This is a genomic window from Bacillus sp. FSL R5-0523 (assembly GCF_037975295.1).
Taxonomy (GTDB): Bacteria; Bacillota; Bacilli; order Bacillales; family Bacillaceae; genus Bacillus; species Bacillus subtilis.
Genome location: NZ_CP150251.1, coordinates 269,237 through 291,553 on the forward strand (window position 1 = coordinate 269,237; position 22,317 = coordinate 291,553).

Here is a 22,317-nt window from a genome sequence, read left to right on the forward strand (position 1 = left end):
GGAGTGATTTTCATATGGCGATGAACCTCAGGAAGAACCAAGCGCCCCTTTACATCAAAGTGCATGAAATAGATAACACCGCGATTATTGTAAATGATGGAGGACTGCCAAAGGGCACTGTTTTCTCATGCGGGCTCGTACTTGAAGAGGATGTTCCTCAAGGCCATAAGGTGGCCCTCACCGATCTCAATCAAGGGGACGAGATCGTGCGTTACGGAGAGGTGATCGGATTTGCTGATGAGACGATCAAACGCGGGAGCTGGATACGGGAAGCCCTCGTGAGGATGCCCGCTCCTCCGGCGTTAGACGATCTTCCTCTCGCAAACAGGGTGCCGCAGCCGCGACCCCCTCTTGAAGGCTACACGTTTGAAGGATACCGAAATGCGGATGGCAGTGCGGGGACAAAAAATATCCTCGGCATCACGACAAGTGTTCAATGTGTTGTTGGCGTTTTGGATTATGCAGTCAAACGAATAAAAGAAGAGCTGCTGCCGAAATACCCAAATGTCGATGACGTTGTGCCGCTGCATCATCAATACGGATGCGGCGTGGCGATCAATGCGCCCGAGGCTGTTATTCCGATCCGCACGATTCAAAATCTCGCGAAGCATCCGAACTTCGGCGGAGAAGTAATGGTAATCGGATTGGGATGTGAAAAGCTCCTCCCGGAAAGAATTGCCTCCGAAAATGATGATGACATTCTATCGCTCCAGGATCACCGGGGTTTTGCGGCGATGATCCAATCCATTTTGGAAATGGCGGAGGAACGGTTAATCAGGCTGAACAGCAGAACCCGGGTGTCATGCCCTGTTTCGGATCTGGTTATCGGCCTGCAATGCGGCGGCAGTGATGCGTTTTCCGGCGTGACGGCGAACCCTGCCGTGGGGTATGCGGCTGATTTATTGGTTCGCGCAGGTGCAACGGTTTTGTTTTCTGAAGTGACAGAGGTGCGGGATGCCATTCATTTGTTAACGCCGCGGGCTGTCAGTGAAGAGGTCGGACAATCGCTGATCGAAGAGATGAAGTGGTATGACAGCTATCTCCGGCGGGGAGACGCAGACCGAAGCGCAAACCCGTCACCAGGCAATAAAAAAGGCGGATTATCCAATGTGGTGGAAAAAGCGTTAGGCTCGGTAGCGAAATCAGGCACAAGCCCCATCTCCGGCGTGCTTGGCCCTGGTGAAAGAGCGGAGCAAAAAGGCCTGCTGTTCGCGGCGACACCGGCAAGCGATTTTGTGTGCGGCACCCTGCAGCTGGCTGCGGGTATGAATCTGCAGGTGTTTACGACAGGAAGGGGAACACCATACGGCCTTGCTGCTGCACCGGTGCTGAAAGTATCGACACGGCATTCCTTATCTGAGCATTGGGCGGATTTAATCGATATCAATGCCGGCCGAATCGCGACAGGAGAAGCCAGTATCGAAGACGTAGGCTGGGAAATCTTCAGGACGATTTTGGATGTGGCAAGCGGCCGCAAACAAACGTGGGCGGACCGTTGGGGCCTTCATAATGATTTGTGCTTGTTTAATCCTGCTCCAGTGACTTGATTTATTGTTCTAGTAGATTGAAATTGGAATATGATGTAAAATGATAATCAACAAACAAAGAACGGAGGGGTTCCAGCATGGCATTCATGAGATTCCGAGTGACACGAATTCAATAGTGAACAACTCTCGCCTGAATGCGAGAGAATCGGGATGAATCCGCCTATGTATGAGCCCTTACATGATTATCAAAAAAGAGGGTGGCGTGCCTGCCCTTTTTTGTGCCTTCAAGCATCCCTTCTCTCTACTGCAGGCCGGAGCATGAGAAAGGGGAAATGGGATGACAAACCTTAACGAAAAACAGCTTATCACTGAGATTGTCGGGCTTGCACGCAGCCAAGGTTTGACGGTTCATTCTGAGAACGCGCAATTGAATGAAACCGGAATGGACTTTCAAGTTGTATTTGCCAAGGACGACACAGGTATGCCATGGGTGCTGCGAAAACCGCGGCGAAGTGATGTTGTGGAAAGAGCATCTGCAGAAGGCAGAACGCTTGCCTTTCTCCGCGCGAATCTGACTGCTGATGTGCCGGATTGGAGAATTCACACGCCGGAATTGATCGCTTACCCCATGTTAAAAGGAACGCCGGCGGCCGGGATTGATTTGGAACAAAAGCAATATGTTTGGAATATGAATCATCAGCCGCCGTCAGACGACTTTGTCCGCACACTTGCCGACATACTGGCTGAATTACATGGCACGGATCAAATATCTGCTGGGCAATCCGGAATAGAAGTGATAAGTCCAGAAGATTTCAGGCAAATGACAGCAGACTCTATGGTTGATGTGAAGAATAAGCTTGGCGTATCTACGACGCTTTGGGAAAGATGGCAAAAGTGGATAGATGATGATGCATACTGGCCGGGTTTCTCTTCTTTGATACACGGCGATCTCCACCCGCCGCATATCCTTATCGATCAAAATGGACGTGTCACAGGAATTCTGGATTGGACAGAAGCGAAGGTTGCTGACCCAGCTAAGGATTTTGTTCTTTATCAAACCATTTTCGGAGAAAAAGAAACTGCCCGTTTGCTTGAATACTATGATCAAGCAGGCGGCCGGAAATGGGCAAAAATGCAGGAACACATCTCAGAGATGCAAGCGGCATACCCGTTGGAAATAGCTAAATTCGCTCTGCAAACACAGCAGGAGGAGCACGTCAATATGGCGCTAGAAGCACTCGGTGTAACATCGGATTAAGAATTGACTTCGTTTCATGAACCGAGTATTATAAACTCTACAAATAATAGAACGGATCAACAATCGTGAGGAAGAGCAAGTACGTGTCAGAATGGAGGTTCAGAGAGTCGGTGGCAGGTGTGAACCGATCCTCCCCTGATGCCGAATGGGCTTCTGAATTGCTTTGCTGAACGGATAGTAGGCGATGCCGGGTTTCTCTCCCCGTTACCAAGAGAGGAGTATCGAAACATAGGTTTTCTGTACTTAGAGTGAATGGCTGTATAGCTGTTAATAAAGGTGGTACCGCGAGACCCTCGTCCTTTGCATAGGACGGGGGTTTTTGTGTTTCTTAAAGGAGGTGACGGCCAATGGACGATGGCTGGTGGTGGCATAGCAGATGAGTTAGAAAGGAGGATATCAAATGGTCATTGCAACTGATGATCTTGAGGTCGCATGTCCTAAATGTGAAAGAGCGGGAGAAATCGAAGGAACACCTTGCCCGGCCTGCAGCGGAAAAGGTGTTATTCTGACTGCTCAAGGATATACGCTTCTGGATTTTATCCAAAAGCATTTGAATAAGTAAAGGAGAAAAGCTGAGCTGAGATGAGAGCAGAAGAGCAGAGTAAGATTCGTGAGGCCGCAGCAGGTACGATTTTTTTGCTGATCGGAACAGTTTGTTTTGCGTCTAAATCGATTTGGATAAAATGGGCATACCAAATGGGTGCTGAGCCAGATGCCGTGCTGCTATACAGGCAGCTGCTGGCTGTTCCGCTGTTTTGGCTGATTTTTTTAATATACCGACCTCCAATGCCAGACGGTAAGAAAAAAGGAGACCTATGGAAGGCTTGTGGCGCGGGAGTGTTTTGTTTTTTTCTGTCTCCCTTGCTTGATTTTATCGGGCTGAACCATGTATCCGCAATGGTTGAACGTATATTGCTGATGAGCTATCCGTTGTTTGTGTTTGGATTCACCGCGTGTCGTGACCGGAAAATGTCCTCAATTCAGGACCTTTTCGCAGTTCTGGCGGTCATGTTTGGGCTTTTCTTGGCGCTGGGCGGCTGGAATGCTGAGCTTTTCCAGGCGAATATGATTGGAGCTGTATTCATTTTGTTATCTTCGGCGGTCTATGCTGGTTATCTTGTCCTTTCCGGGCATCTCGTCCATCAAATCGGGGGGATCCGTCTCAATGCATACGGGATGACAGCTGCTGGAGCTGCCATGATGCTTTACACAGGGATAAAATCGGCGGCTGGCATGAATACGCCAATGGCAGCATATCCGCTTTCTATGTATGGTTTGTTCGCGGTAATTGCAGTCGTAACCACTGTGATTCCATTTGTGCTAATGCTTGAGGGCATAAAACGAATCGGGGCACAGCGAGCCGCCGCCATTTCAATGGCAGGGCCTATCCTGACGATTTTCTATGGAGCTTTATTTCTCGGTGAACGGCTCGGGCTTATTCAAGTCATTGGATGCGCTGCCGTATTCTTTGTCATTACGGGCATAGAATACAGGAAGCTGAAAACAGGAAAAAAAGAATAATTTTTATAAAACACACACGTTTTTCAATTACAATAAGTGTAATTACGTGTGTGTTTTTTGATTTTGTAAAGGTTAGGTGAGAAGATGCAGCGCATATTGCTTGTAGAAGACGACCACTCAATCAGTGAAATGGTGGATCATTATTTAACAAAAGAAGGCTTTGGAATTGTGCATGCTTTCGACGGAGAAGAGGGCATCCGGCTGTTTCAGCAGGGTTCATACGATTTGGTCCTCCTTGATATCATGCTCCCGAAGCTGAACGGCATAGATTTTCTGAAAATCATCCGGGAAAAAAGCAATATACCGGTCTTAATGATTTCGGCAAAAGACGGAGATGTGGACAAGGCATTGGGACTGGGCTTTGGGGCGGATGATTATATCGCCAAACCGTTTTCGATGATTGAGTTGACAGCCAGAGTAAAAGCCGCGATACGGCGGGCGACGCAATATTCGGCAGAGGAGCCGGCTGTGAATAAGGTGATCCGGATTCACCAGCTTGCGATAGACGTAGACAATGTTTCCGTTTTGAAAAACGGACAACCGCTCCAGCTGACGTCAACAGAATGGCAGCTGCTGTGCTTATTTGCATCAAATCCTAAAAAAGTGTTTACGAAAGAACAAATCTACCGTTCCGTCTGGAATGAAGAGTACTTTGATGATCAGAACATCATTAACGTACATATGCGGCGGCTCAGAGAAAAGATTGAGGATGACCCCTCCTCCCCTCAATATATTAAAACGCTATGGGGCATCGGTTATAAATTAGGAGAGTTTTAGAATGACAGTGCTATGGGTGGCCGCTGTCATCGCTCTGGCGTGTCTGAATGTGGTTCAATTCATAATGAAAAAGAAGCGGGACGGGAATCTGGCTTACACGGCTGACCAGCTTAGCTACATGCTCAGCCGGGATTCGGCAGGACAAATTTTGCTTCCTACAGACGATCATGCGCTCAAAGACTTGCTTGTTAACATCAATCTTATCGTTGAGAATCGTCAGCAGATCAGCGCTCAATTTGCCAAAACAGAGCAATCCATGAAGCGGATGCTGACCAATATGTCGCACGACCTGAAAACGCCGTTAACGGTCATTCTCGGTTATGTCGAAGCCATTCAAAGTGACCCGAAAATGCCGGACGAAGAGCGGGAAAGATTGCTGGAGAAGCTCCGCCAGAAAACGAATGAACTCATTCAGATGATCAACTCCTTTTTTGATTTAGCGAAATTAGAATCTGAAGATAAAGAGATCCCGATCACCAAAGTACATATGAACGACATATGCAAACGAAATATCCTGCACTATTATGACGCTGTTCAGTCAAAAGGCTTTCAAGCAGCCATCGATATCCCGGATACGCCGGTGTATGCGCAGGCGAATGAAGAGGCTTTGGACAGAATTCTGCAAAACCTATTGTCCAATGCGATTCAATATGGCGCGGCCGGCAAGTTAATCGGGCTGACGCTGTCTTATGATGAGAGGAACATCGCCATCACCGTATGGGATCGCGGAAAAGGGATTAGTGAAACTGATCAGCAGCGCGTGTTTGAGAGGCTGTACACACTGGAAGAATCCAGAAATAAAGCATTTCAAGGAAGCGGACTGGGTTTAACCATCACAAAACGGCTTACAGAAAAAATGGGAGGCACCATATCCGTCCAAAGCAAGCCGTACGAACGGACTGCATTAACGATCACATTGAAACGCATGACATATTAATCGTAAGAATTTCTTAAGGTTTGAGAAATAAAAATGACAGGGCTCGCCGCTACAATAGAAAACAGGAAAAGAGAGGGAAGGAGAAACAAAGTTGACTTATATCGTACAAACAAACGGGCTGACCAAAACGTATCAGGGCATAGAGGTCGTATCCAATGTCAGCATGCATATTAAAAAAGGTGAAATCTACGGCTTTCTCGGCCCGAACGGCGCGGGGAAAACAACCATTATGAAAATGCTGACGAGCCTTGTCAAACCGACAAGCGGTGAAATCATCATCCTTGGGAACAAGTTCACCCACACGTCATATGAGGTGCTGGGGAACATCGGCAGCATGATTGAATATCCGATTTTTTATGAAAACCTGACAGCTGAAGAAAATTTAGATCTGCATTGTGAATATATGGGATACCACAATAAAAAAGCCATACAAGAAGTGCTGGATATGGTGAATTTAAAACAAATCGACAAAAAACCCGTCAAAACCTTTTCCCTCGGAATGAAGCAGCGCCTTGGAATTGCGCGTGCCATCCTTACAAAGCCGGATCTGCTTATTCTGGATGAGCCGGTGAATGGGCTTGACCCTCTCGGCATTAAAAAAATCAGGCAATTGTTTCAAGTGCTGAGCAAAGAGTACGGGATGACACTGCTGATCTCAAGCCACCTGCTGGGTGAAATCGAACAAATCGCGGACACAATCGGCGTCATTCGGGACGGCAGGCTGCTTGAAGAGGTATCAATGGAGGATGTCAGGGGCCAGAACACTGAATACATCGAGCTTGTTACATCGAATCAGACAAGGGCCTGCTTTGTGCTGGAGAAAGAGCTGCAATTAACCAACTTTAAAATATTAAATGAGAAAACGATTCGAATTTACGAGGCTGAAGCCTCTCAGGCTGCTATATCCAAAGCGCTGATTTTAAATGATGTAGACATTGAATCATTGAACAGAAAGTATACGTCGCTGGAGGATTATTTTATCAAATTGATCAACGGCAACAGCATCAGTGCGTAAAGGAGGAGAGACACGTTGATGAATTTGATCAGAATCGAATTAAGAAAAATGAAAATGGGCTGGTATATCAGAGGTGCCCTTATTGCCAACGTGATCATTATGGGTTTTATGTGGCTGATCAGTTATTCCGAAAAAGCCGATGGCGGGGTTTCGTTCCAAAGTACGGATGAAGCATTCCTCATCATCGGCACTTTCGTCAGAGCGGTATTTATCGTATTTGGCGCTGTGCTGATCGTAAAATTGGTGATTTCGGAATATAAAAACAAAACCATTCTCGTGATGTTCACGTACCCGATCAGCCGTAAAAAGCTGCTCACCGCTAAGCTCATGATCGCGGGCGGACTGACGTTTATCACGATTTTACTTTCAAATATACTCATAGCCGCCGGTTTCTTTTGGCTGAACTCGATCTACCATTTCATACCGGGAGAGCTCACTTCCGAGATCATTTCTCAACAGGCGGTCAAAATGGCGGTTTTCGCTTTTGGCGCCGCTGGAACCAGTTTAGTTCCCATCTTTTTTGGGATGCGTAGACACTCGGTTCCGGCGACCATCATTTCATCTGTAGTAATTGTGATGCTCATCAGCTCAACAAGTCCGGGCTTCTCGATTTCATCTGTTGTGTATATCCCGTTATCGTTAGCGGCATTCGGATTGTTCTTTTCCTACATGGCGATCAGGAATGCGGACAAGCAGGATGCGTAAACAAAGGCGCCCAATATGGTATAAAAGGCCGATGCTGTCAGCACCGGCCTTTCCATTATGAGTCTGTTCTTGTTTCAAGATAATGCTTCTTGCCAATCTCTTTGCTCATCATATAGAAATGGAAGCAATATTCACCGATTGCCATGACAATCGCGCCGAATAAAGCCGCCAATGCAACTTCACCGCCAGTCATCCCCATAGAAAGCGGCATGCCCATCAGCCAGATCACGAGAAAGGCCAAACCAAAATCAGCCAAAGTTGCAATCATATTATTCCATTTCGGCAATACATAAAGATCGCCCAGCAAATAAGAAATAACCCCTAACACAATCGTCATTAGCAGCGTATCACCAAACGTGAACCCAAAGCCCAGACCAAGCACCAGATACAACACAATAATCGTCATAATACCTTTAATAGCGAGCGCTTTCACATGTGTCATTACAATTCCTCCTTTTGTCATTTGATTTGTTATGTATAATTCCTCAAATGTAAAAAGTTAAACCTTATTTCTTTTCGGAGGCGGGTGTAAATCTGCTGGGGAGGGGTCAATGATGTGAATCCAGGAATTGAGTCTGCGGCGCTTCGACAGCGGAAATGTGAAGCTTGTACTGCACCGGACGCTGCTTTGATGCCCAACAGCCCATTATGTTTGCTGTTTTTAGATGAATAAATTTAAAAACTTCTCCTGTCCCTCCGTCATCACTTCTGAAGTAATGAAATATGATGAAAAGAGATCAAGGGGAGGTGACGTGATGGCGGTCGTGAGAGCAACGAGTGCGGATGTCGATTTGATGGCAAGGCTGCTCAGAGCGGAAGCGGAAGGTGAAGGCAAGCAGGGGATGCTGCTTGTCGGCAACGTTGGAATTAATCGGCTGCGGGCGAATTGCTCAGATTTTAAAGGCCTCCGTACCATCAGGCAGATGATTTATCAGCCACACGCGTTTGAGGCTGTGACTCATGGATATTTTTATCAAAGAGCGCGGGATAGCGAGCGTGCCCTTGCACGCCGGTCGATTAATGGTGAAAGGCGCTGGCCTGCAAAATTTAGTTTATGGTATTTCAGGCCGGAGGGGGACTGTCCAGCCCAGTGGTATAACCAGCCGTTTGTGGCCAGATTTAAGTCACACTGCTTTTATCAGCCGACGGCGGAGACGTGTGAAAATGTATATAACACATTTTAGAGACAGGACACCGTTCAAGTTGAACGGTGTTTTTCTTTGAAAAGATGCAATGGAAAATATTTCTGTGAGATAATCGAAGAAAAAAGAGCTGACGGAGATGACAGAATGGCAACAATTGACCTGCAAAAGAAAAGTGTAAAGATCGTACTGGAGAAAAAGCAGTTAACGAAGGTGACGGCTCGTGTTGGACTGGTTCTTGATATGACGGGATCGATGAGACCGCTCTACAAAAACGGGACGGTTCAAAATGTGGTGGAGCGGATTTTGGCAGTGGCTGATCAGTTTGATGATAACGGTTTGCTGGATGTATGGGTGTATGATAATGAATTTTCCCGATTAAAGCCAGTTTCAGAAAAGGATTTTTCGGGCTATGTCGATCGTGAAATTTTAAATAATGACCGCTTGCATAAATTCGGCAGAAATGATGAGCCGCCAGTCATGAAGGACGTGCTGCGCAAATATGTTGCGGAGGAACCGAGCTCGTATCCTGCTTTCATTGTTTTTATCAATGACGGGGGCTGTAAAAAGTCAATCAAACCGATAATTGAAGCTTCTTCTGATAAACCGGTGTTCTGGCAGTTTGTCGGCATCGGAAACGGAAATTTTGATTTTCTCAATAAACTGGATACGTTAGAAGGGCGTGTCATTGATAACACGAACTTCCTGCATATCGAAGAGATTGACCGCATTTCTGATGATGAGCTTTATGATGCTCTGCTTGCTGAATTTCCATTTTGGCTGAAAGAAGCGAAGGAAAAAGGGATTGTAAGAGAACAAGAGCCTCCTGCTGAAAAGCCGAAAAAGAAGGGCTTTTTCAGCAGATTGTTTTCGAAATAACTGATAAGGCACTGAGTCATTCTGCGAAATGGCTCGGTGTTTTTGTTTTTTTAAGATCATGTGAAGAAAAATAGGCCGAATGGGCGGCTTGCAAACGACAGGATATGCAGAAAACGCGTCATTCAGCCAGCTTTCGGCATGTTTCAGCGGCAGGCTTGTGAGGGAAGACCTGTTTTTGATGTTCAGCGCTTACAATCGGTTCACACTTCTTCACAGTCGTTTAACAATGATTTCCTATAATGAAGACGATCAATGAGGAGAGAGGGGATCTTGAATGGCATACGACAGTCGTTTTGATGAATGGGTACAGAAACTGAAAGAGGAAAGCTTTCAAAACAATACGTTTGACCGCCGCAAATTTATTCAAGGAGCGGGGAAGATTGCAGGACTTTCTCTTGGATTAACGATTGCCCAGTCGGTTGGGGCTTTTGAAGTAAATGCTGCGCCTAAATTCTCAAGCTATCCATTTACATTAGGGGTAGCGTCAGGTGATCCGCTTTCTGACAGTGTCGTGCTCTGGACGCGCCTGGCACCAGATCCGCTGAACGGCGGAGGAATGCCGAAGCAAGCCGTGCCTGTCAAATGGGAGGTCGCAAAGGATGAGCATTTCCGCAAAATCGTAAGAAAAGGCACTGAAATGGCTAAACCGAGTCTTGCCCATTCTATTCATGTGGAAGCAGACGGGCTTGAGCCGAACAAAGTGTACTATTACCGTTTCAAAACCGGACATGAACTAAGCCCTGTCGGAAAAACAAAAACACTGCCTGCCCCTGGCGCCAATGTGCCGCAAATGACCTTTGCATTTGCTTCCTGCCAGCAATATGAGCACGGATATTATACGGCCTACAAGCATATGGCAAAGGAAAAGCTTGATCTTGTCTTCCATCTCGGTGATTACATATATGAATACGGCCCAAATGAATATGTATCAAAAACAGGCAATGTCCGCACGCACAACAGCGCGGAAATTATTACGCTGCAAGACTATCGGAACCGTCACGCTCAATACCGTTCTGACGCCAATCTTAAAGCTGCACATGCGGCATTCCCTTGGGTTGTAACTTGGGATGACCATGAAGTTGAAAACAACTATGCCAATAAAATACCTGAAAAAGGACAGTCGGTTGAAGCATTCGTGCTCCGCCGCGCGGCAGCATACCAGGCATACTATGAACATATGCCGCTCCGCATTTCCTCTTTGCCGAATGGCCCAGATATGCAGCTGTACCGGCACTTTACGTACGGAAACCTGGCGTCCTTCAATGTGCTTGATACCCGCCAGTACAGGGACGACCAAGCCAATAACGATGGCAATAAGCCGCCTTCTGATGAATCGCGCAATCCGAATCGGACCCTGCTTGGAAAAGAACAGGAGCAGTGGCTCTTCAACAATTTGAGCAGCTCGACTGCCCACTGGAATGTGCTGGCACAGCAGATTTTCTTTGCCAAGTGGAATTTCGGGACAAGCGCAAGTCCGATCTACAGCATGGATTCGTGGGACGGCTACCCGGCTCAGCGCGAACGGGTTATCAATTTCATTAAAAGCAAAAATCTGAATAATGTTGTCGTACTGACAGGTGATGTACACGCAAGCTGGGCATCGAATTTGCATGTCGATTTCGAGAAGACAAGTTCAAAAATATTCGGAGCCGAATTTGTTGGAACCTCGATCACTTCCGGAGGGAACGGAGCGGATAAGCGGGCGGATACGGACCAAATTTTAAAAGAAAATCCGCACATCAAGTTCTTTAACGACTATCGCGGATATGTCCGCTGTACAGTGACGCCTCACCAGTGGAAAGCCGATTATCGGGTGATGCCGTTTGTGACCGAGCCGGGCGCAGCCATTTCCACGCGGGCTTCATTCGTTTACCAGAAAGACCAAACTGGGTTGAGAAAGGTATCATCCACAACAATCCAAGGCGGGGTGAAGCAATCCGATGAGGTCGAAGAGGATCGTTTCTTTGCGCACAACAAAGCCCACGAAAAACAAATGATTAAGAAGCGGGCAAAAATCACGAATTAAGGAGTGGAAATTATGTTTTCAAACATTGGAATACCGGGCTTGATTTTGATCTTCGTCATCGCCCTCATTATTTTTGGCCCTTCCAAGCTGCCGGAAATCGGGCGTGCCGCCGGACGGACACTGCTGGAATTTAAAAGCGCCACAAAATCACTTGTGTCTGGTGATGAAAAAGAAGAGAAATCAGCTGAGCTGACAGCGGTAAAGCAGGACAAAAACGCGGGCTGAATGCTGATGAGGCAGACACCGGGTCTGCCTCTTTTTTTATGAAAGGGAGGGCTTTTTTGAATGGATAAAAAAGAAACCCATCTGATCGGGCATTTAGAAGAGCTTCGCCGCCGGATTATCGTCACCCTGGCGGCATTTTTTCTATTTCTCATCACGGCTTTTTTGTTCGTACAGGACATTTATGACTGGCTGATCAGGGATTTGGATGGAAAGCTGGCTGTGCTTGGGCCGAGTGAAATCCTCTGGGTGTATATGATGCTTTCCGGCATTTGTGCCATTGCGGCTTCTATCCCTGTTGCCGCTTACCAACTGTGGCGTTTCGTTGCACCGGCGCTGACGAAAACGGAGCGCAAGGTGACGCTCATGTACATACCAGGTTTATTTGCGTTGTTTTTGGCGGGCATCTCCTTCGGATACTTTGTCTTGTTTCCGATCGTGCTCAGCTTTTTGACTCATTTATCCTCCGGCCACTTTGAAACGATGTTTACGGCTGACCGCTACTTTAGGTTTATGGTGAATTTGAGCCTGCCGTTCGGCTTCTTGTTTGAGATGCCCTTGGTGGTGATGTTTTTAACAAGGCTAGGCATCTTAAATCCTTACAGATTGGCCAAAGCGAGAAAGCTGTCCTATTTTCTGCTGATTGTCGTGTCCATATTGATTACACCGCCTGATCTTATTTCTGATTTTCTCGTGATAATCCCGCTTCTTGTCCTGTTTGAAGTGAGTGTCACCCTATCGGCGTTTGTCTATAAAAAGAGGCTGAGGGAAGAAACAGCGGCGGCCGCTTAGTGCAGCGTACCGTCCGGTGACTTCACATCCTCATCATATTGTGCGGCCGTAACAGCGGCGATTCTCAATGCCCGGACAATCATGTCCAGGCTGAGGCTCGGCGCTGTTTTGTCGATTGTTTGCTCCGGAATGTAAGGAATATGAATAAAACCGCCGCGAATGTGCGGGGATGTCCGGCTAATGTGATCCATTAACCCGTAGAACAAATAGTTGCATACAAAGGTCCCCGCTGTGTAGGAAACCGCAGCTGGAATGCCGTGTTCCTTCATCTTAGCAGTCATTCGTTTTACGGGAAGCCCTGTCCAGTAAGCGGCGGGCCCATCTGGAGAAATCTCTTCATCAATCGGCTGATGTCCTTCGTTATCGGGGATTCGCGCATCTGCAAGGTTGATCGCCACTCGTTCCGGTGTAATCTGCATCCGTCCTCCTGCTTGGCCGACACAAATTACGATATCCGGCTGATGTTTTTGAATGGCTTGGCGCAGAGTCCCCAGAGCGGATCTAAAGACAGTAGGAATTTGTTCCGCTGTAATAATGGCTTCTTCTGTCTCGAAGCCATTAAGCCGTTTCGCCGCTTCCCATGATGGATTGACGGTTTCTTTGTCAAAAGGGTCAAAGCCAGTGATCAGCACTTTTTTTCTCATTCTCCCATCTCCTTTTTCTTTTATTCTATTGTTTATTTATGGGTTTTTCATCAAAATAATGTAAAGGAGTGAATCATAATGGAGCATTTGCCGCATCAGTATCGTCATTTATTCCCAACCTTGCAGACGCATACGATGCTTGCCAGCTGTTCTCAGAGCGCATTGGCAGAGCCAGTATCAAGGGCGATCCAGGATTATCATGATAGCCTGCTGTATATGGGGACGAACTGGAAAGAAGCGATCGAAAAAACAGAGTTTGCGAGAAACGAGTTTGCAAAGCTGATCGGGGCTGAACCGGATGAAGTGGCGATTGTGCCGTCAGTTTCTGATGCGCTGGTTTCTGTAGCATCGTCCTTAACTGCATTTGGAAAGAAGCACGTTGTATATACAGATATGGATTTTCCGGCGGTGCCTCATGTTTGGCAGGCACACTCCGATTATACCGTATCCGTCATTCCATCAATAGACGGCGTGCTGCCGCTTGAACAGTATGAAACGCATATTTCGGATGAAACAGTACTGACGTGTGTTCCTCACGTTCATTATCGTGACGGCTATGTTCAGGATATAAAAGCGATTGCCGAGATTTCTCAGAGAAAGGGCTCTTTATTGTTTGTAGATGCTTATCAATCAGCCGGGCATATTCCCATTGATGTGAAGGAATGGGGCGTAGATATGCTGGCAGCAGGCACCCGGAAGTATTTGCTCGGCATACCGGGTGTGGCGTTTCTTTATGTGAGAAAGGAGCTGGCTGACGCACTGAAGCCGAAAGCATCAGCTTGGTTCGGCAGAGAGAACGGATTTGATGGGGTTTATGCAAAAGACGCGCGCCGTTTTCAAACGGGCACCCCAGCTTTTATCAGCGTATACGCAGCTGCAGCGGCTTTATCGCTGCTGAATCATATTGGGGTTTCTCATATCAGGGATCATGTGAAAACGATCTGTGCCGATGCAGTTCAATATGCCGCTGAAAAAGGCCTGCAGCTGGCGGCGGCACAAGGTGGGGGTCAGCCGGGCATGGTTGCGATCCGGGATGAGCGGGCATCGGAAACGGCGGCGTTGCTGAAGAAGAAAAAAGTGATTTGCGCACCGCGGGAAAATGTTATCCGTCTCGCTCCCCATTTTTATAATACGAAGGAGGAAATGCGGCACGCGATTGATGAAATCGTGGCGAAAATGATCTACAAGTAAACATAAAAAAAGCCCCTGAACACTAGGTCAGAGGCTTTTTATATTAATGATCTACCTTCACGCGCTTCATAAAGAAAGCGCCAATTAAACCGATAATGGCAACAATCATTGCAAACACAAATGCGTGCTGTACACCCGCTGTCAAAGCTTGCGGGATGACTGCCGGATCGGCAGGGTTTTTAACTGTACTCATATAATCATGCTGGCCTGCAGCCATAATGCTGACCGCAACCGCTGTTCCGATAGCGCCGGCCATTTGCTGCAGCGTGTTCATAATGGCGGTGCCGTCTGGATAAAATTCACGCGGCAGTTGGTTTAAACCGTTTGTCTGTGCAGGCATCATGATCATAGAAATCCCGATCATCAAGCAGGTGTGCAGGATGATAATCAGCACAGCTGTTGAAGTGGTCGTTACATTTGAGAAGAACCATAGTACAACTGTGACAATCACAAATCCCGGAATGACAAGCCATTTCGGCCCGTATTTATCGAACAAGCGGCCTGTGACAGGGGACATAAATCCATTTAAAATACCGCCCGGCAAGAGAACAAGACCAGATGCAAATGCCGTCAGGACTAAGCCGCCTTGCAGGTACATCGGCAAAAGCAGCATAGATGACAGAATGACCATCATACAAATGAACACCATGATCACACCCAAAATAAACATCGGGTATTTGAACGCACGGAGGTTCATCATCGGCTGCTTCATTGTCAGCTGGCGGATTGAAAATAGGATAAGGCCGACAACGCCGACAATCAGCGACACGATAACAGTCGGGCTGGACCATCCCCCAGAGCCTTCACCCGCGTTGCTGAATCCGAACACAATGCCGCCGAAGCCAATCGTCGACAGGATGATAGACAATACATCGATTTTCGGCTTTGTCGTTTCAGATACATTCTGCATATATGCGATACCGAAAACAAGCGCCAGCACAAGGAATGGAAGAGAGATCCAGAAAATCCAGTGCCAGTTGAGATGCTCCAGAACCAATCCTGAGAAAGTTGGGCCGATGGCGGGCGCGAACATAATGACAAGACCGATCGTTCCCATTGCGGCGCCCCGTTTATGAGGCGGGAAAATCACCAAGATTGTGTTAAACATTAGGGGCAGTAAAAGACCGGTTCCAAGTGCCTGAACGATCCTTGCCGCCAATAAAAACGGGAAGCTTGGCGCGAGTGCCGCGATCAAAGTTCCTATAATTGAAAAGATTAGTGACACGGTAAAAAGCTGTCTTGTTGTGAACCACTGCAACAGCAGTCCTGAAACAGGAACAAGGATACCGAGTACAAGCAGGTAGCCCGTCGTTAACCATTGGACGGTTGCCGCTGTAATGTTCAATTCCTTCATAAGGTCGGTTAACGCAATATTCAGCGCTGTTTCACTGAACATGCCGATAAAACCGGCCAACAGCAAGGAAATCATAATCGGCATCACTTTGTATTGCTGAGATGCTTTAGCTGTTGTTTCCAAAATCATTTCCCCTCTCTATCAACTGCATGTAGTATGTCGTTTTTTTATCTCTTCAGCAGGTCAGGAATGCAGCTGGAGATATGAAGGAGCGGCGTACTGTTTTTTGCCGTCAAAGATAAAAGGATGCCGCCTTCAATCATCGCATTAACCACAGTGCTGGCTTCTTTTGCATGCCTCTCGCTGCAGCCAGTCTGCCGCAGTTTTTCCTCATACACAGAGGCCCATTCTTTGTAGGCTTCATGACAGGCTTCGCGCAACGGTTCGCTTTTCAATGACGTCTCAGCCGCTAGCAAGCCCACAGGCAAGCCTTCAATGTCTTCCGTACATGAAAACTGGCAGGAGAGCTCCTTCAAAAAGGCTTGAATGCCTTCCGCTGGATCGGTGCAGGCTTCCATGCAGTCCGCGATTTTCTGACGGATATACTCCTTCATCTCATTCACGGCTTCGATCGCAAGCTGTTCTTTACCCCCGGGAAAGTGGTAGTAAAGAGAGCCTTTAGGCGCACCGCTTTCCTTTATAATCTGGTTCAGCCCCGTGCCGTAATACCCTTGCAGCTGAAAAAGCCGGGTAGCTGCCGAAAGGATTTTCTCACGGGAATCTCCATAACTCATAACATTCCCACCTTACTGAATTGCAATCAAAAATATAGTGACTGGTCTATTATCTTGATTCAATCATCAATTGTCAAGAAAAATTCATTGTATGAAAAGACAAAAAAAGAAGGATATTACAAGTGAAAAAGGCTGAGAGAAAAGCTGACGCATATTTTGACTGAATATACAAAATATTGAATGATTAACTATCATAAGAATGTAAGGAGAGAAATAGATGAAAAAACAACGAATGCTTGTACTTTTTACCGCACTATTGTTTGTTTTTACCGGATGTTCACATTCTCCTGAAACAAAAGAATCCCCGAAAGAAAAAACGCAGACACAAAAAGTCTCTTCGGCTTCTGCCTCTGAAAAAAAGGATCTGCCGAATATTAGAATTTTAGCGACAGGAGGCACGATAGCTGGTGCCGATCAATCGAAAACCTCAACAACTGAATATAAAGCAGGTGTTGTCGGCATTGAATCACTGATCGAGGCAGTTCCAGAAATGAAGGACATTGCAAACGTCAGCGGCGAGCAGATTGTTAACGTCGGCAGCACAAATATTGATAATAAAATATTGCTGAAGCTGGCGAAACGCATCAACCACTTGCTCGCTTCAGATGATGTAGACGGAATCGTCGTGACTCATGGAACAGATACATTGGAGGAAACCGCTTATTTTTTGAATCTTACCGTGAAAAGTGATAAACCGGTTGTTATTGTCGGTTCGATGAGACCTTCCACAGCCATCAGCGCTGATGGGCCTTCTAACCTGTACAATGCAGTGAAAGTGGCAGGTGCCCCTGAGGCAAAAGGGAAAGGGACGCTTGTTGTTCTTAACGACCGAATTGCCTCAGCCCGATATGTCACCAAAACAAACACAACCACAACAGATACATTTAAATCAGAAGAAATGGGCTTCGTCGGAACAATTGCAGATGATATCTATTTTAATAATGAGATTACCCGTAAGCATACGAAGGACACGGATTTCTCGGTTTCTAATCTTGATGAGCTGCCGCAGGTTGACATTATCTATGGATACCAAAATGACGGAAGCTACCTGTTTGACGCTGCAGTAAAAGCCGGAGCAAAGGGGATTGTATTTGCCGGTTCTGGGAACGGGTCTTTATCTGATGCAGCCGAAAAAGGAGCGGACAGCGCAGTCAAAAAAGGCGTCACAGTGGTGCGCTCTACCCGCACGGGAAATGGTGTCGTGACGCAAAACAAAGACTATGAGGAAAAGGACCTGCTGGCATCGAACTCTTTAAACCCCCAAAAAGCACGGATGTTGCTGATGCTTGCGCTTACCAAAACAAATGATCCTCAAAAAATCCAAGCTTATTTCAATGAGTATTGAAGAAAAGAAGGCGAATAAGCCTTCTTTTTTTTAGTTTTTTAGGACCAATAATGACCTCTGAATCTTAAAATTTCTTTAAAAATAAGCCAAAATTACCCTTTACTTAATTAATTTGGTAACGTAATATAATTGGAGAATTTGTTACAAAAAAAGGAGGATATTATGAAATTTGTAAAAAGAAGGATCATTGCACTTGTAACAATTTTGATGCTGTCTGTTACATCGCTGTTTGCGTTGCAGCCGTCAGCAAAAGCCGCTGAACACAATCCAGTGGTTATGGTTCACGGTATTGGAGGGGCATCATTCAATTTTGCGGGAATTAAGAGCTATCTCGTATCTCAGGGCTGGTCGCGGGACAAGCTGTATGCAGTTGATTTTTGGGACAAGACAGGCACAAATTATAACAATGGCCCGGTATTATCACGATTTGTGCAAAAGGTTTTAGATGAAACGGGTGCGAAAAAAGTGGATATTGTCGCTCACAGCATGGGGGGCGCGAACACACTTTACTACATAAAAAATCTGGACGGCGGAAATAAAGTTGAAAACGTCGTGACGCTTGGCGGCGCCAACCGTTTGACGACAGGCAAGGCGCTTCCGGGAACAGATCCAAATCAAAAGATTTTATACACATCCATTTACAGCAGTGCCGATATGATTGTCATGAATTATTTATCAAGATTAGACGGTGCTAGAAACGTTCAAATCCATGGCGTTGGACACATCGGCCTTCTGTACAGCAGCCAAGTCAACAGCCTGATTAAAGAAGGGCTGAACGGCGGGGGCCAGAATACAAACTAATGAGATCAATAACCTTGAAGAGTCCTATTCTTCAAGGTTATTCTGCTTTCAGCACAATGGTTTTCGCCGCCATATCATGAACGGTTTGTTTTTTCTTCGTAAATGCGGCAGTCAAATAGATCAGGCGGGAGAATACATGCACCCACGCTATGATGTAACGGACAATCGCCTGTAGGAAAGAAATTTTCTCGTGTGTTTCGTCTCTTACGATTTGCAGTCCGATGATTTTTTTGCCCAGTGTGCCCTTCCAATTTGTCAGCGGCATCAGCAAAGGATACACAAGCAACATGAGTATGGCGACAATAATGACGCCTGCGGAGCCGTCGCCAAACGTAAATCCGGCTGCCAAAATCACTGCTGCGGCAATGATTACATCAAGTAAAAGAGCGCAGGCGCGCAGCATGAAACCAGCTAGTTCCAATAGAAACACTCCTTAAAATGTTAAATAAACACCTAATGATTGTAAAAAAGAAGGGCCTAAAGTGGGAATAGGTGATAAGCCTTAAATCACAAAAGTTGGTGAAAATGTCATAGGTAAATTGGCATAATCAGCCAGCTTATCACATTACCAAATTCTTTTTTAGCCCGAAACCAAGCCCTCAGAAGTTATTTTTGTTAAAATAGAAAAGTTACAACAGAATTCGGAGGGTTTATTGTGGGAAAAGTGAAACGAAATGCCCCTTGCCCATGCGGCAGCGGCAAGAAATATAAAAAATGCTGCGGAAGTAAAGTTGTCGACTTCCCGGCGGAACTAGCGGCAAAAGAAGCTAAACAAATTCAGGAAGACTTAGTGGAGTATGCCTTCACAGTACATAGAGAAAGCATTTCAGGCTTTATCAACCAGCATGATTTTCTTTCTGCTATGGACAGACAGACGAAAGACATCAGCGTATTTAACTTGGGTATCTGGGGAATCTTCTTCCATCCGCTTGCTGGTGAGAAGACAATCTTCGAAGAGTACCTTCAGAAAAAAGGCGATTCGATCACTCGTCCGAAAACGCGTGAGATCGTAGAATCATGGCAGAGCATGACGCCTGCTTTATTGCTGCTGAAGGACCTGAAGGAAGGCATCATTCACTTTGAAGATGTCATTACGGCAAAACAATTCGAAGTGGAAATGGACGCCAGCAATCAAGACCTTCCTCCAGTGGGAAGCCTGATTCTTGGATACCCAATCCACGAAGCGGAAAAAGCAGAATTCTTCATGCAGTTCACGATCTTCCCGGTGAAGAGAACAGAAGCGCTGATCAGCAAGGTGAAGAAATATGCGGATGCCGCTGTGAAGGAAGGCAAAACGCCGGAGGACTTCATGAAGCAGGAATTCAACAACGTTCTGTTCGCGTTGTTAGCTGAGAAAGATGAAGAGCCACAAGCAGAGAAAGCGGAAGTAAGCACTGTTGAGTGGGCAAACGACTTGGAGAAAGAAACCGCTGCGGCTATTGAAGAAGGCATGAGCGGGGAAGAGTATCCGACTGAATTGATCCCAGCTGTTATTGACATCTGGAAAACATTCTGCGAGAAAAAATCACCTGTCATCAGAAAGCCCGAAGCTTTTGCGGCGGCAGTTGAATATTATGTAAACGCGATTTCTCTTAACGGCGCGTCCGTTTCTCAAGCTAAACTGGCGAAAAAATACTGCGTCAGCGCATCAACCATTTCCAGCCGTTACAAAGAAATTGAAAGCACGCTGCAAGATGAAGCAGATCGTTTTGCACAAGCGTTATCCTCATAATGAAAAAAACCTTGAAAAGCCAGGCTTTTCAAGGTTTTTTTATTTCTGAAACGGAATTTTGATTTCTAACCGGAAGACGGGGTGGCGGTAGGTAAAATCCAGCCTGCCAAAAGCGCTCTTCACCAGTTTTTGAATGATATATGTGCCCATGCCTTCATGAGCGCCGTTTTTCGTTGAGCGGCCAAACGATTGATAAATTGTATCGAGCACTTTTGGGGCCATCCCGGGAGTGCTGTTTTCACAAGTCAGTACATAAAGTCCGCTGCGCAGTGAAGTCTCCAGTTTAATCTCTGCTTTTTCTCGGGTCTCCGCCGCGCTGTCGAGCGCGTTTTCTAATATGTTGCCGATTAAGCTGACCTGATCAGCAGGCGAAAACGGAAGGGAAGAAAGCGGTGTATGCATATGAAGCGAAACACTCACATTCGAGGCGCGGGCTTTTTCTAAAAAATCATAAAGCACTCCTGCAACGTACGCGTTCTCTCCTTTCAAAAAACGGTCATATTGACTGTATTGATCCGCCCAGTTTTGAATATATGCTTGTGTATCTGCCTTGTGCTGAGCTGATTTGATTGCAGTGATATGTTTCATTGTGTCATGATTCCGGCTTCTCACATCAATCAGCATTTGATTGGCGTGCTGTTCAGCCTGAGTCAGCTTATCAATTTGATCAGAAAGCCTTGCCTGCAAAGCAGACTGTCCGATACGGAGCCCTTCACACCCTGCAAATATCGCGATTACACATAATGCCGGCATGATGGTTGTGCCGATCAGCACCACTCCCGCCGACATCACTTGAATCACGGCAATCCATGCACAAAGCCCTGAGGAACAGTGTTTCCACACCCGCTTCGTTTTCCAAATGTACAATCCTGCAGCAGCTGCGCCTAAAACAGCGGTGAGCCAAGAGACGGCTGCGCTGTGTGAAAGAGCAGCAGCTCCCTGATAACATATGAAACTAAATAAAATCAGATAAAGACATTGAAAAAGGGTAATCACGTACTAAACTCCTCAAAAATAGTAGTTTTGAAAATAATCAAGCTGCTGCTTGGTGATCATCGCTTTTTTAGACGTTCCCTCAAAAGAAACTGTGAATGAATGCTTGGTATAAGCAGAAAAATGCTTTATGTAATGAATGTTGATAATAAAGGAACGATGCGAACGAAGAAAATCTTTTTCGGGCAGGTCGCCTTTAATATCATTTAATGTTTGATACGTTTGCACCTCTTCGGCGGTTGTCACAATCGTCGTCGAACGTCCCGTCCGTTCTGCGAAAATAATATCCTTCTTTTGCAGGACGTGCATTTCAGACTTTTGCTTTATCAATATACGCCCATTCAAACTCGTTTCCGTTTTCTTTTTCAAGTACCGGTCGAAGGAAGCGGCCAGACGGTCGGCATAGTACGGCTTCATAATATAATCATGGACGTTCAGGTCAAAGGCGTGAACCGCATAACCGCCGTGACCGGTAACAAAAATCACATCCACATCAAGTGAATGGGATTTGATCAAATCAGCAAGCTCGTAGCCAGACATATGGGGCATCTCGATATCGGCAAGCAGCAGATCAATGTCTCCGTTCTTTACCCGCCTGTAGGCTTCCTTCGCTGAATCGGTGGAAAAGACAATTTCGACGTCCTGCATTCTGGACACGATCGCTTCCAGCTTCTCTAAATCTACTCGATAATCATCTACAAGTCCGACTTTTACCATTATCATTCCCCTAGTTACATAGAATCATCTTTATTCTATCCCATT

Annotated in this window: 25 protein-coding genes, 1 pseudogene and 1 other annotated feature; of the genes and pseudogenes, 18 read left to right on the forward strand and 8 right to left on the reverse strand. The window is 46.3% G+C overall.

Annotation, left to right across the window (positions count from 1 at the left end):
- Nucleotides 1–14: 14 nt before the first annotated feature.
- The 8 genes from garD to NYE53_RS01515 all read left to right on the forward strand — a co-directional run bounded on the left by garD (nucleotide 15) and on the right by NYE53_RS01515 (nucleotide 7,700).
- Entirely contained in the window at nucleotides 15–1,547 is a 1,533-nt protein-coding gene (gene garD, locus NYE53_RS01480) for a galactarate dehydratase (protein ID WP_339246844.1), read from the forward strand.
- Between the two features lie 277 nt (nucleotides 1,548–1,824).
- On the forward strand, nucleotides 1,825–2,745 hold the full coding sequence (gene mphK / locus NYE53_RS01485) for a macrolide 2'-phosphotransferase MphK (RefSeq protein WP_339246846.1): 921 nt from the start codon (nucleotides 1,825–1,827) through the stop codon (nucleotides 2,743–2,745).
- A gap of 56 nt (nucleotides 2,746–2,801) precedes the next feature.
- Nucleotides 2,802–3,049: a binding site (T-box leader), on the forward strand.
- A gap of 96 nt (nucleotides 3,050–3,145) precedes the next feature.
- Complete coding sequence (rtpA, locus tag NYE53_RS01490; protein ID WP_003234807.1) at nucleotides 3,146–3,307, forward strand: anti-TRAP regulator; 162 nt, start codon at nucleotides 3,146–3,148, stop codon at nucleotides 3,305–3,307.
- 20 nt (nucleotides 3,308–3,327) lie between these two features.
- A complete protein-coding gene (locus NYE53_RS01495; protein ID WP_339246849.1) occupies nucleotides 3,328–4,266 on the forward strand; it encodes a DMT family transporter in 939 nt (312 codons plus the stop codon).
- Nucleotides 4,267–4,362: 96 nt separating this feature from the next.
- Entirely contained in the window at nucleotides 4,363–5,043 is a 681-nt protein-coding gene (ycbL, locus tag NYE53_RS01500) for a two-component system response regulator YcbL (RefSeq protein ID WP_339248472.1), read from the forward strand.
- 1 nt (nucleotide 5,044) lies between these two features.
- Nucleotides 5,045–5,980 (forward strand): two-component system sensor histidine kinase YcbM, encoded by a 936-nt coding sequence (gene ycbM / locus NYE53_RS01505; RefSeq protein ID WP_339246852.1) that lies wholly within the window; start codon nucleotides 5,045–5,047, stop codon nucleotides 5,978–5,980.
- A 91-nt stretch (nucleotides 5,981–6,071) separates the two neighbouring features.
- Nucleotides 6,072–6,995 carry an ABC transporter ATP-binding protein gene (locus NYE53_RS01510; protein WP_339246854.1) on the forward strand — a complete coding sequence of 308 codons (924 nt, stop codon included), beginning with the start codon at nucleotides 6,072–6,074 and terminating at the stop codon, nucleotides 6,993–6,995.
- An 18-nt stretch (nucleotides 6,996–7,013) separates the two neighbouring features.
- Nucleotides 7,014–7,700, forward strand: coding sequence for an ABC transporter permease (locus NYE53_RS01515; protein ID WP_080121049.1), 687 nt, complete (start codon nucleotides 7,014–7,016; stop codon nucleotides 7,698–7,700).
- Here the strand turns inward: NYE53_RS01515 and NYE53_RS01520 are convergent.
- Nucleotides 7,661–7,796 (reverse strand): annotated as a pseudogene (locus NYE53_RS01520) (hypothetical protein). The gene NYE53_RS01515 and the pseudogene NYE53_RS01520 overlap by 40 nt on opposite strands.
- The gene (locus NYE53_RS01525; protein ID WP_003246313.1) at nucleotides 7,756–8,142 is read right to left on the reverse strand and encodes a YndM family protein; all 387 of its coding nucleotides are present in this window, start codon (nucleotides 8,140–8,142) and stop codon (nucleotides 7,756–7,758) included. The pseudogene NYE53_RS01520 and the gene NYE53_RS01525 overlap by 41 nt, the downstream one beginning before the upstream one ends.
- Nucleotides 8,143–8,455: 313 nt before the next feature.
- On the opposite strand from NYE53_RS01525, the gene cwlJ reads away from it, so the two are divergent.
- From cwlJ to tatC, 6 genes are all read left to right on the forward strand, one after another.
- A complete protein-coding gene (cwlJ, locus tag NYE53_RS01530; RefSeq protein WP_015715185.1) occupies nucleotides 8,456–8,884 on the forward strand; it encodes a cell wall hydrolase CwlJ in 429 nt (142 codons plus the stop codon).
- 105 nt (nucleotides 8,885–8,989) lie between these two features.
- Entirely contained in the window at nucleotides 8,990–9,721 is a 732-nt protein-coding gene (locus NYE53_RS01535) for a VWA domain-containing protein (RefSeq protein ID WP_339246856.1), read from the forward strand.
- Nucleotides 9,722–9,800: 79 nt separating this feature from the next.
- Nucleotides 9,801–9,977 carry a hypothetical protein gene (locus tag NYE53_RS01540; RefSeq protein ID WP_282373940.1) on the forward strand — a complete coding sequence of 59 codons (177 nt, stop codon included), beginning with the start codon at nucleotides 9,801–9,803 and terminating at the stop codon, nucleotides 9,975–9,977.
- 18 nt (nucleotides 9,978–9,995) lie between these two features.
- Nucleotides 9,996–11,747 (forward strand): alkaline phosphatase PhoD, encoded by a 1,752-nt coding sequence (gene phoD, locus NYE53_RS01545; protein WP_339246859.1) that lies wholly within the window; start codon nucleotides 9,996–9,998, stop codon nucleotides 11,745–11,747.
- Between the two features lie 12 nt (nucleotides 11,748–11,759).
- Nucleotides 11,760–11,972 carry a sec-independent protein translocase protein TatAD gene (tatAD, locus tag NYE53_RS01550; RefSeq protein ID WP_003223835.1) on the forward strand — a complete coding sequence of 71 codons (213 nt, stop codon included), beginning with the start codon at nucleotides 11,760–11,762 and terminating at the stop codon, nucleotides 11,970–11,972.
- A gap of 60 nt (nucleotides 11,973–12,032) precedes the next feature.
- The gene (gene tatC, locus NYE53_RS01555) at nucleotides 12,033–12,761 is read left to right on the forward strand and encodes a twin-arginine translocase subunit TatC (protein WP_339246863.1); all 729 of its coding nucleotides are present in this window, start codon (nucleotides 12,033–12,035) and stop codon (nucleotides 12,759–12,761) included.
- Here tatC and pcp read toward each other — a convergent pair.
- Nucleotides 12,758–13,405, reverse strand: a complete 648-nt coding sequence (gene pcp / locus NYE53_RS01560) for a pyroglutamyl-peptidase I (RefSeq protein ID WP_339246866.1) — start codon at nucleotides 13,403–13,405, stop codon at nucleotides 12,758–12,760. The genes tatC and pcp overlap by 4 nt on opposite strands.
- 78 nt (nucleotides 13,406–13,483) lie before the next feature.
- Here pcp and NYE53_RS01565 point away from each other — a divergent pair, with 78 nt between their 5' ends.
- Entirely contained in the window at nucleotides 13,484–14,596 is a 1,113-nt protein-coding gene (locus NYE53_RS01565) for an aminotransferase class V-fold PLP-dependent enzyme (protein WP_339246868.1), read from the forward strand.
- Nucleotides 14,597–14,639: 43 nt separating this feature from the next.
- Here the strand turns inward: NYE53_RS01565 and lmr(B) are convergent, their stop codons facing one another.
- On the reverse strand, nucleotides 14,640–16,079 hold the full coding sequence (lmr(B), locus tag NYE53_RS01570) for a lincomycin efflux MFS transporter Lmr(B) (RefSeq protein WP_032728901.1): 1,440 nt from the start codon (nucleotides 16,077–16,079) through the stop codon (nucleotides 14,640–14,642).
- Between the two features lie 38 nt (nucleotides 16,080–16,117).
- A complete protein-coding gene (gene lmrA, locus NYE53_RS01575; RefSeq protein ID WP_122894980.1) occupies nucleotides 16,118–16,684 on the reverse strand; it encodes a transcriptional regulator LmrA in 567 nt (188 codons plus the stop codon).
- 217 nt (nucleotides 16,685–16,901) lie between these two features.
- Between lmrA and ansZ the strand changes: the two genes are divergently transcribed.
- Both ansZ and lipA read left to right on the forward strand, forming a co-directional pair.
- On the forward strand, nucleotides 16,902–18,029 hold the full coding sequence (gene ansZ, locus NYE53_RS01580; protein ID WP_339246871.1) for an asparaginase AnsZ: 1,128 nt from the start codon (nucleotides 16,902–16,904) through the stop codon (nucleotides 18,027–18,029).
- A 162-nt stretch (nucleotides 18,030–18,191) separates the two neighbouring features.
- Nucleotides 18,192–18,830 (forward strand): lipase LipA, encoded by a 639-nt coding sequence (lipA, locus tag NYE53_RS01585; RefSeq protein WP_015715191.1) that lies wholly within the window; start codon nucleotides 18,192–18,194, stop codon nucleotides 18,828–18,830.
- A gap of 37 nt (nucleotides 18,831–18,867) precedes the next feature.
- Here lipA and NYE53_RS01590 read toward each other — a convergent pair whose 3' ends face one another.
- The gene (locus tag NYE53_RS01590; RefSeq protein WP_339246874.1) at nucleotides 18,868–19,251 is read right to left on the reverse strand and encodes an RDD family protein; all 384 of its coding nucleotides are present in this window, start codon (nucleotides 19,249–19,251) and stop codon (nucleotides 18,868–18,870) included.
- A 234-nt stretch (nucleotides 19,252–19,485) separates the two neighbouring features.
- Between NYE53_RS01590 and NYE53_RS01595 the strand changes: the two genes are divergently transcribed.
- Nucleotides 19,486–20,562, forward strand: coding sequence for an SEC-C metal-binding domain-containing protein (locus NYE53_RS01595; RefSeq protein ID WP_339246877.1), 1,077 nt, complete (start codon nucleotides 19,486–19,488; stop codon nucleotides 20,560–20,562).
- 39 nt (nucleotides 20,563–20,601) lie between these two features.
- On the opposite strand, the gene natK is transcribed toward NYE53_RS01595, so the two are convergent.
- Together natK and natR are read right to left on the reverse strand one after the other, a co-directional pair.
- Entirely contained in the window at nucleotides 20,602–21,558 is a 957-nt protein-coding gene (gene natK, locus NYE53_RS01600; RefSeq protein ID WP_339246880.1) for a two-component system sensor histidine kinase NatK, read from the reverse strand.
- A gap of 12 nt (nucleotides 21,559–21,570) precedes the next feature.
- Nucleotides 21,571–22,272: a two-component system response regulator NatR gene (natR, locus tag NYE53_RS01605; protein ID WP_003234759.1), complete on the reverse strand. Its 702-nt coding sequence runs from the start codon at nucleotides 22,270–22,272 to the stop codon at nucleotides 21,571–21,573.
- Nucleotides 22,273–22,317: the final 45 nt, after the last annotated feature.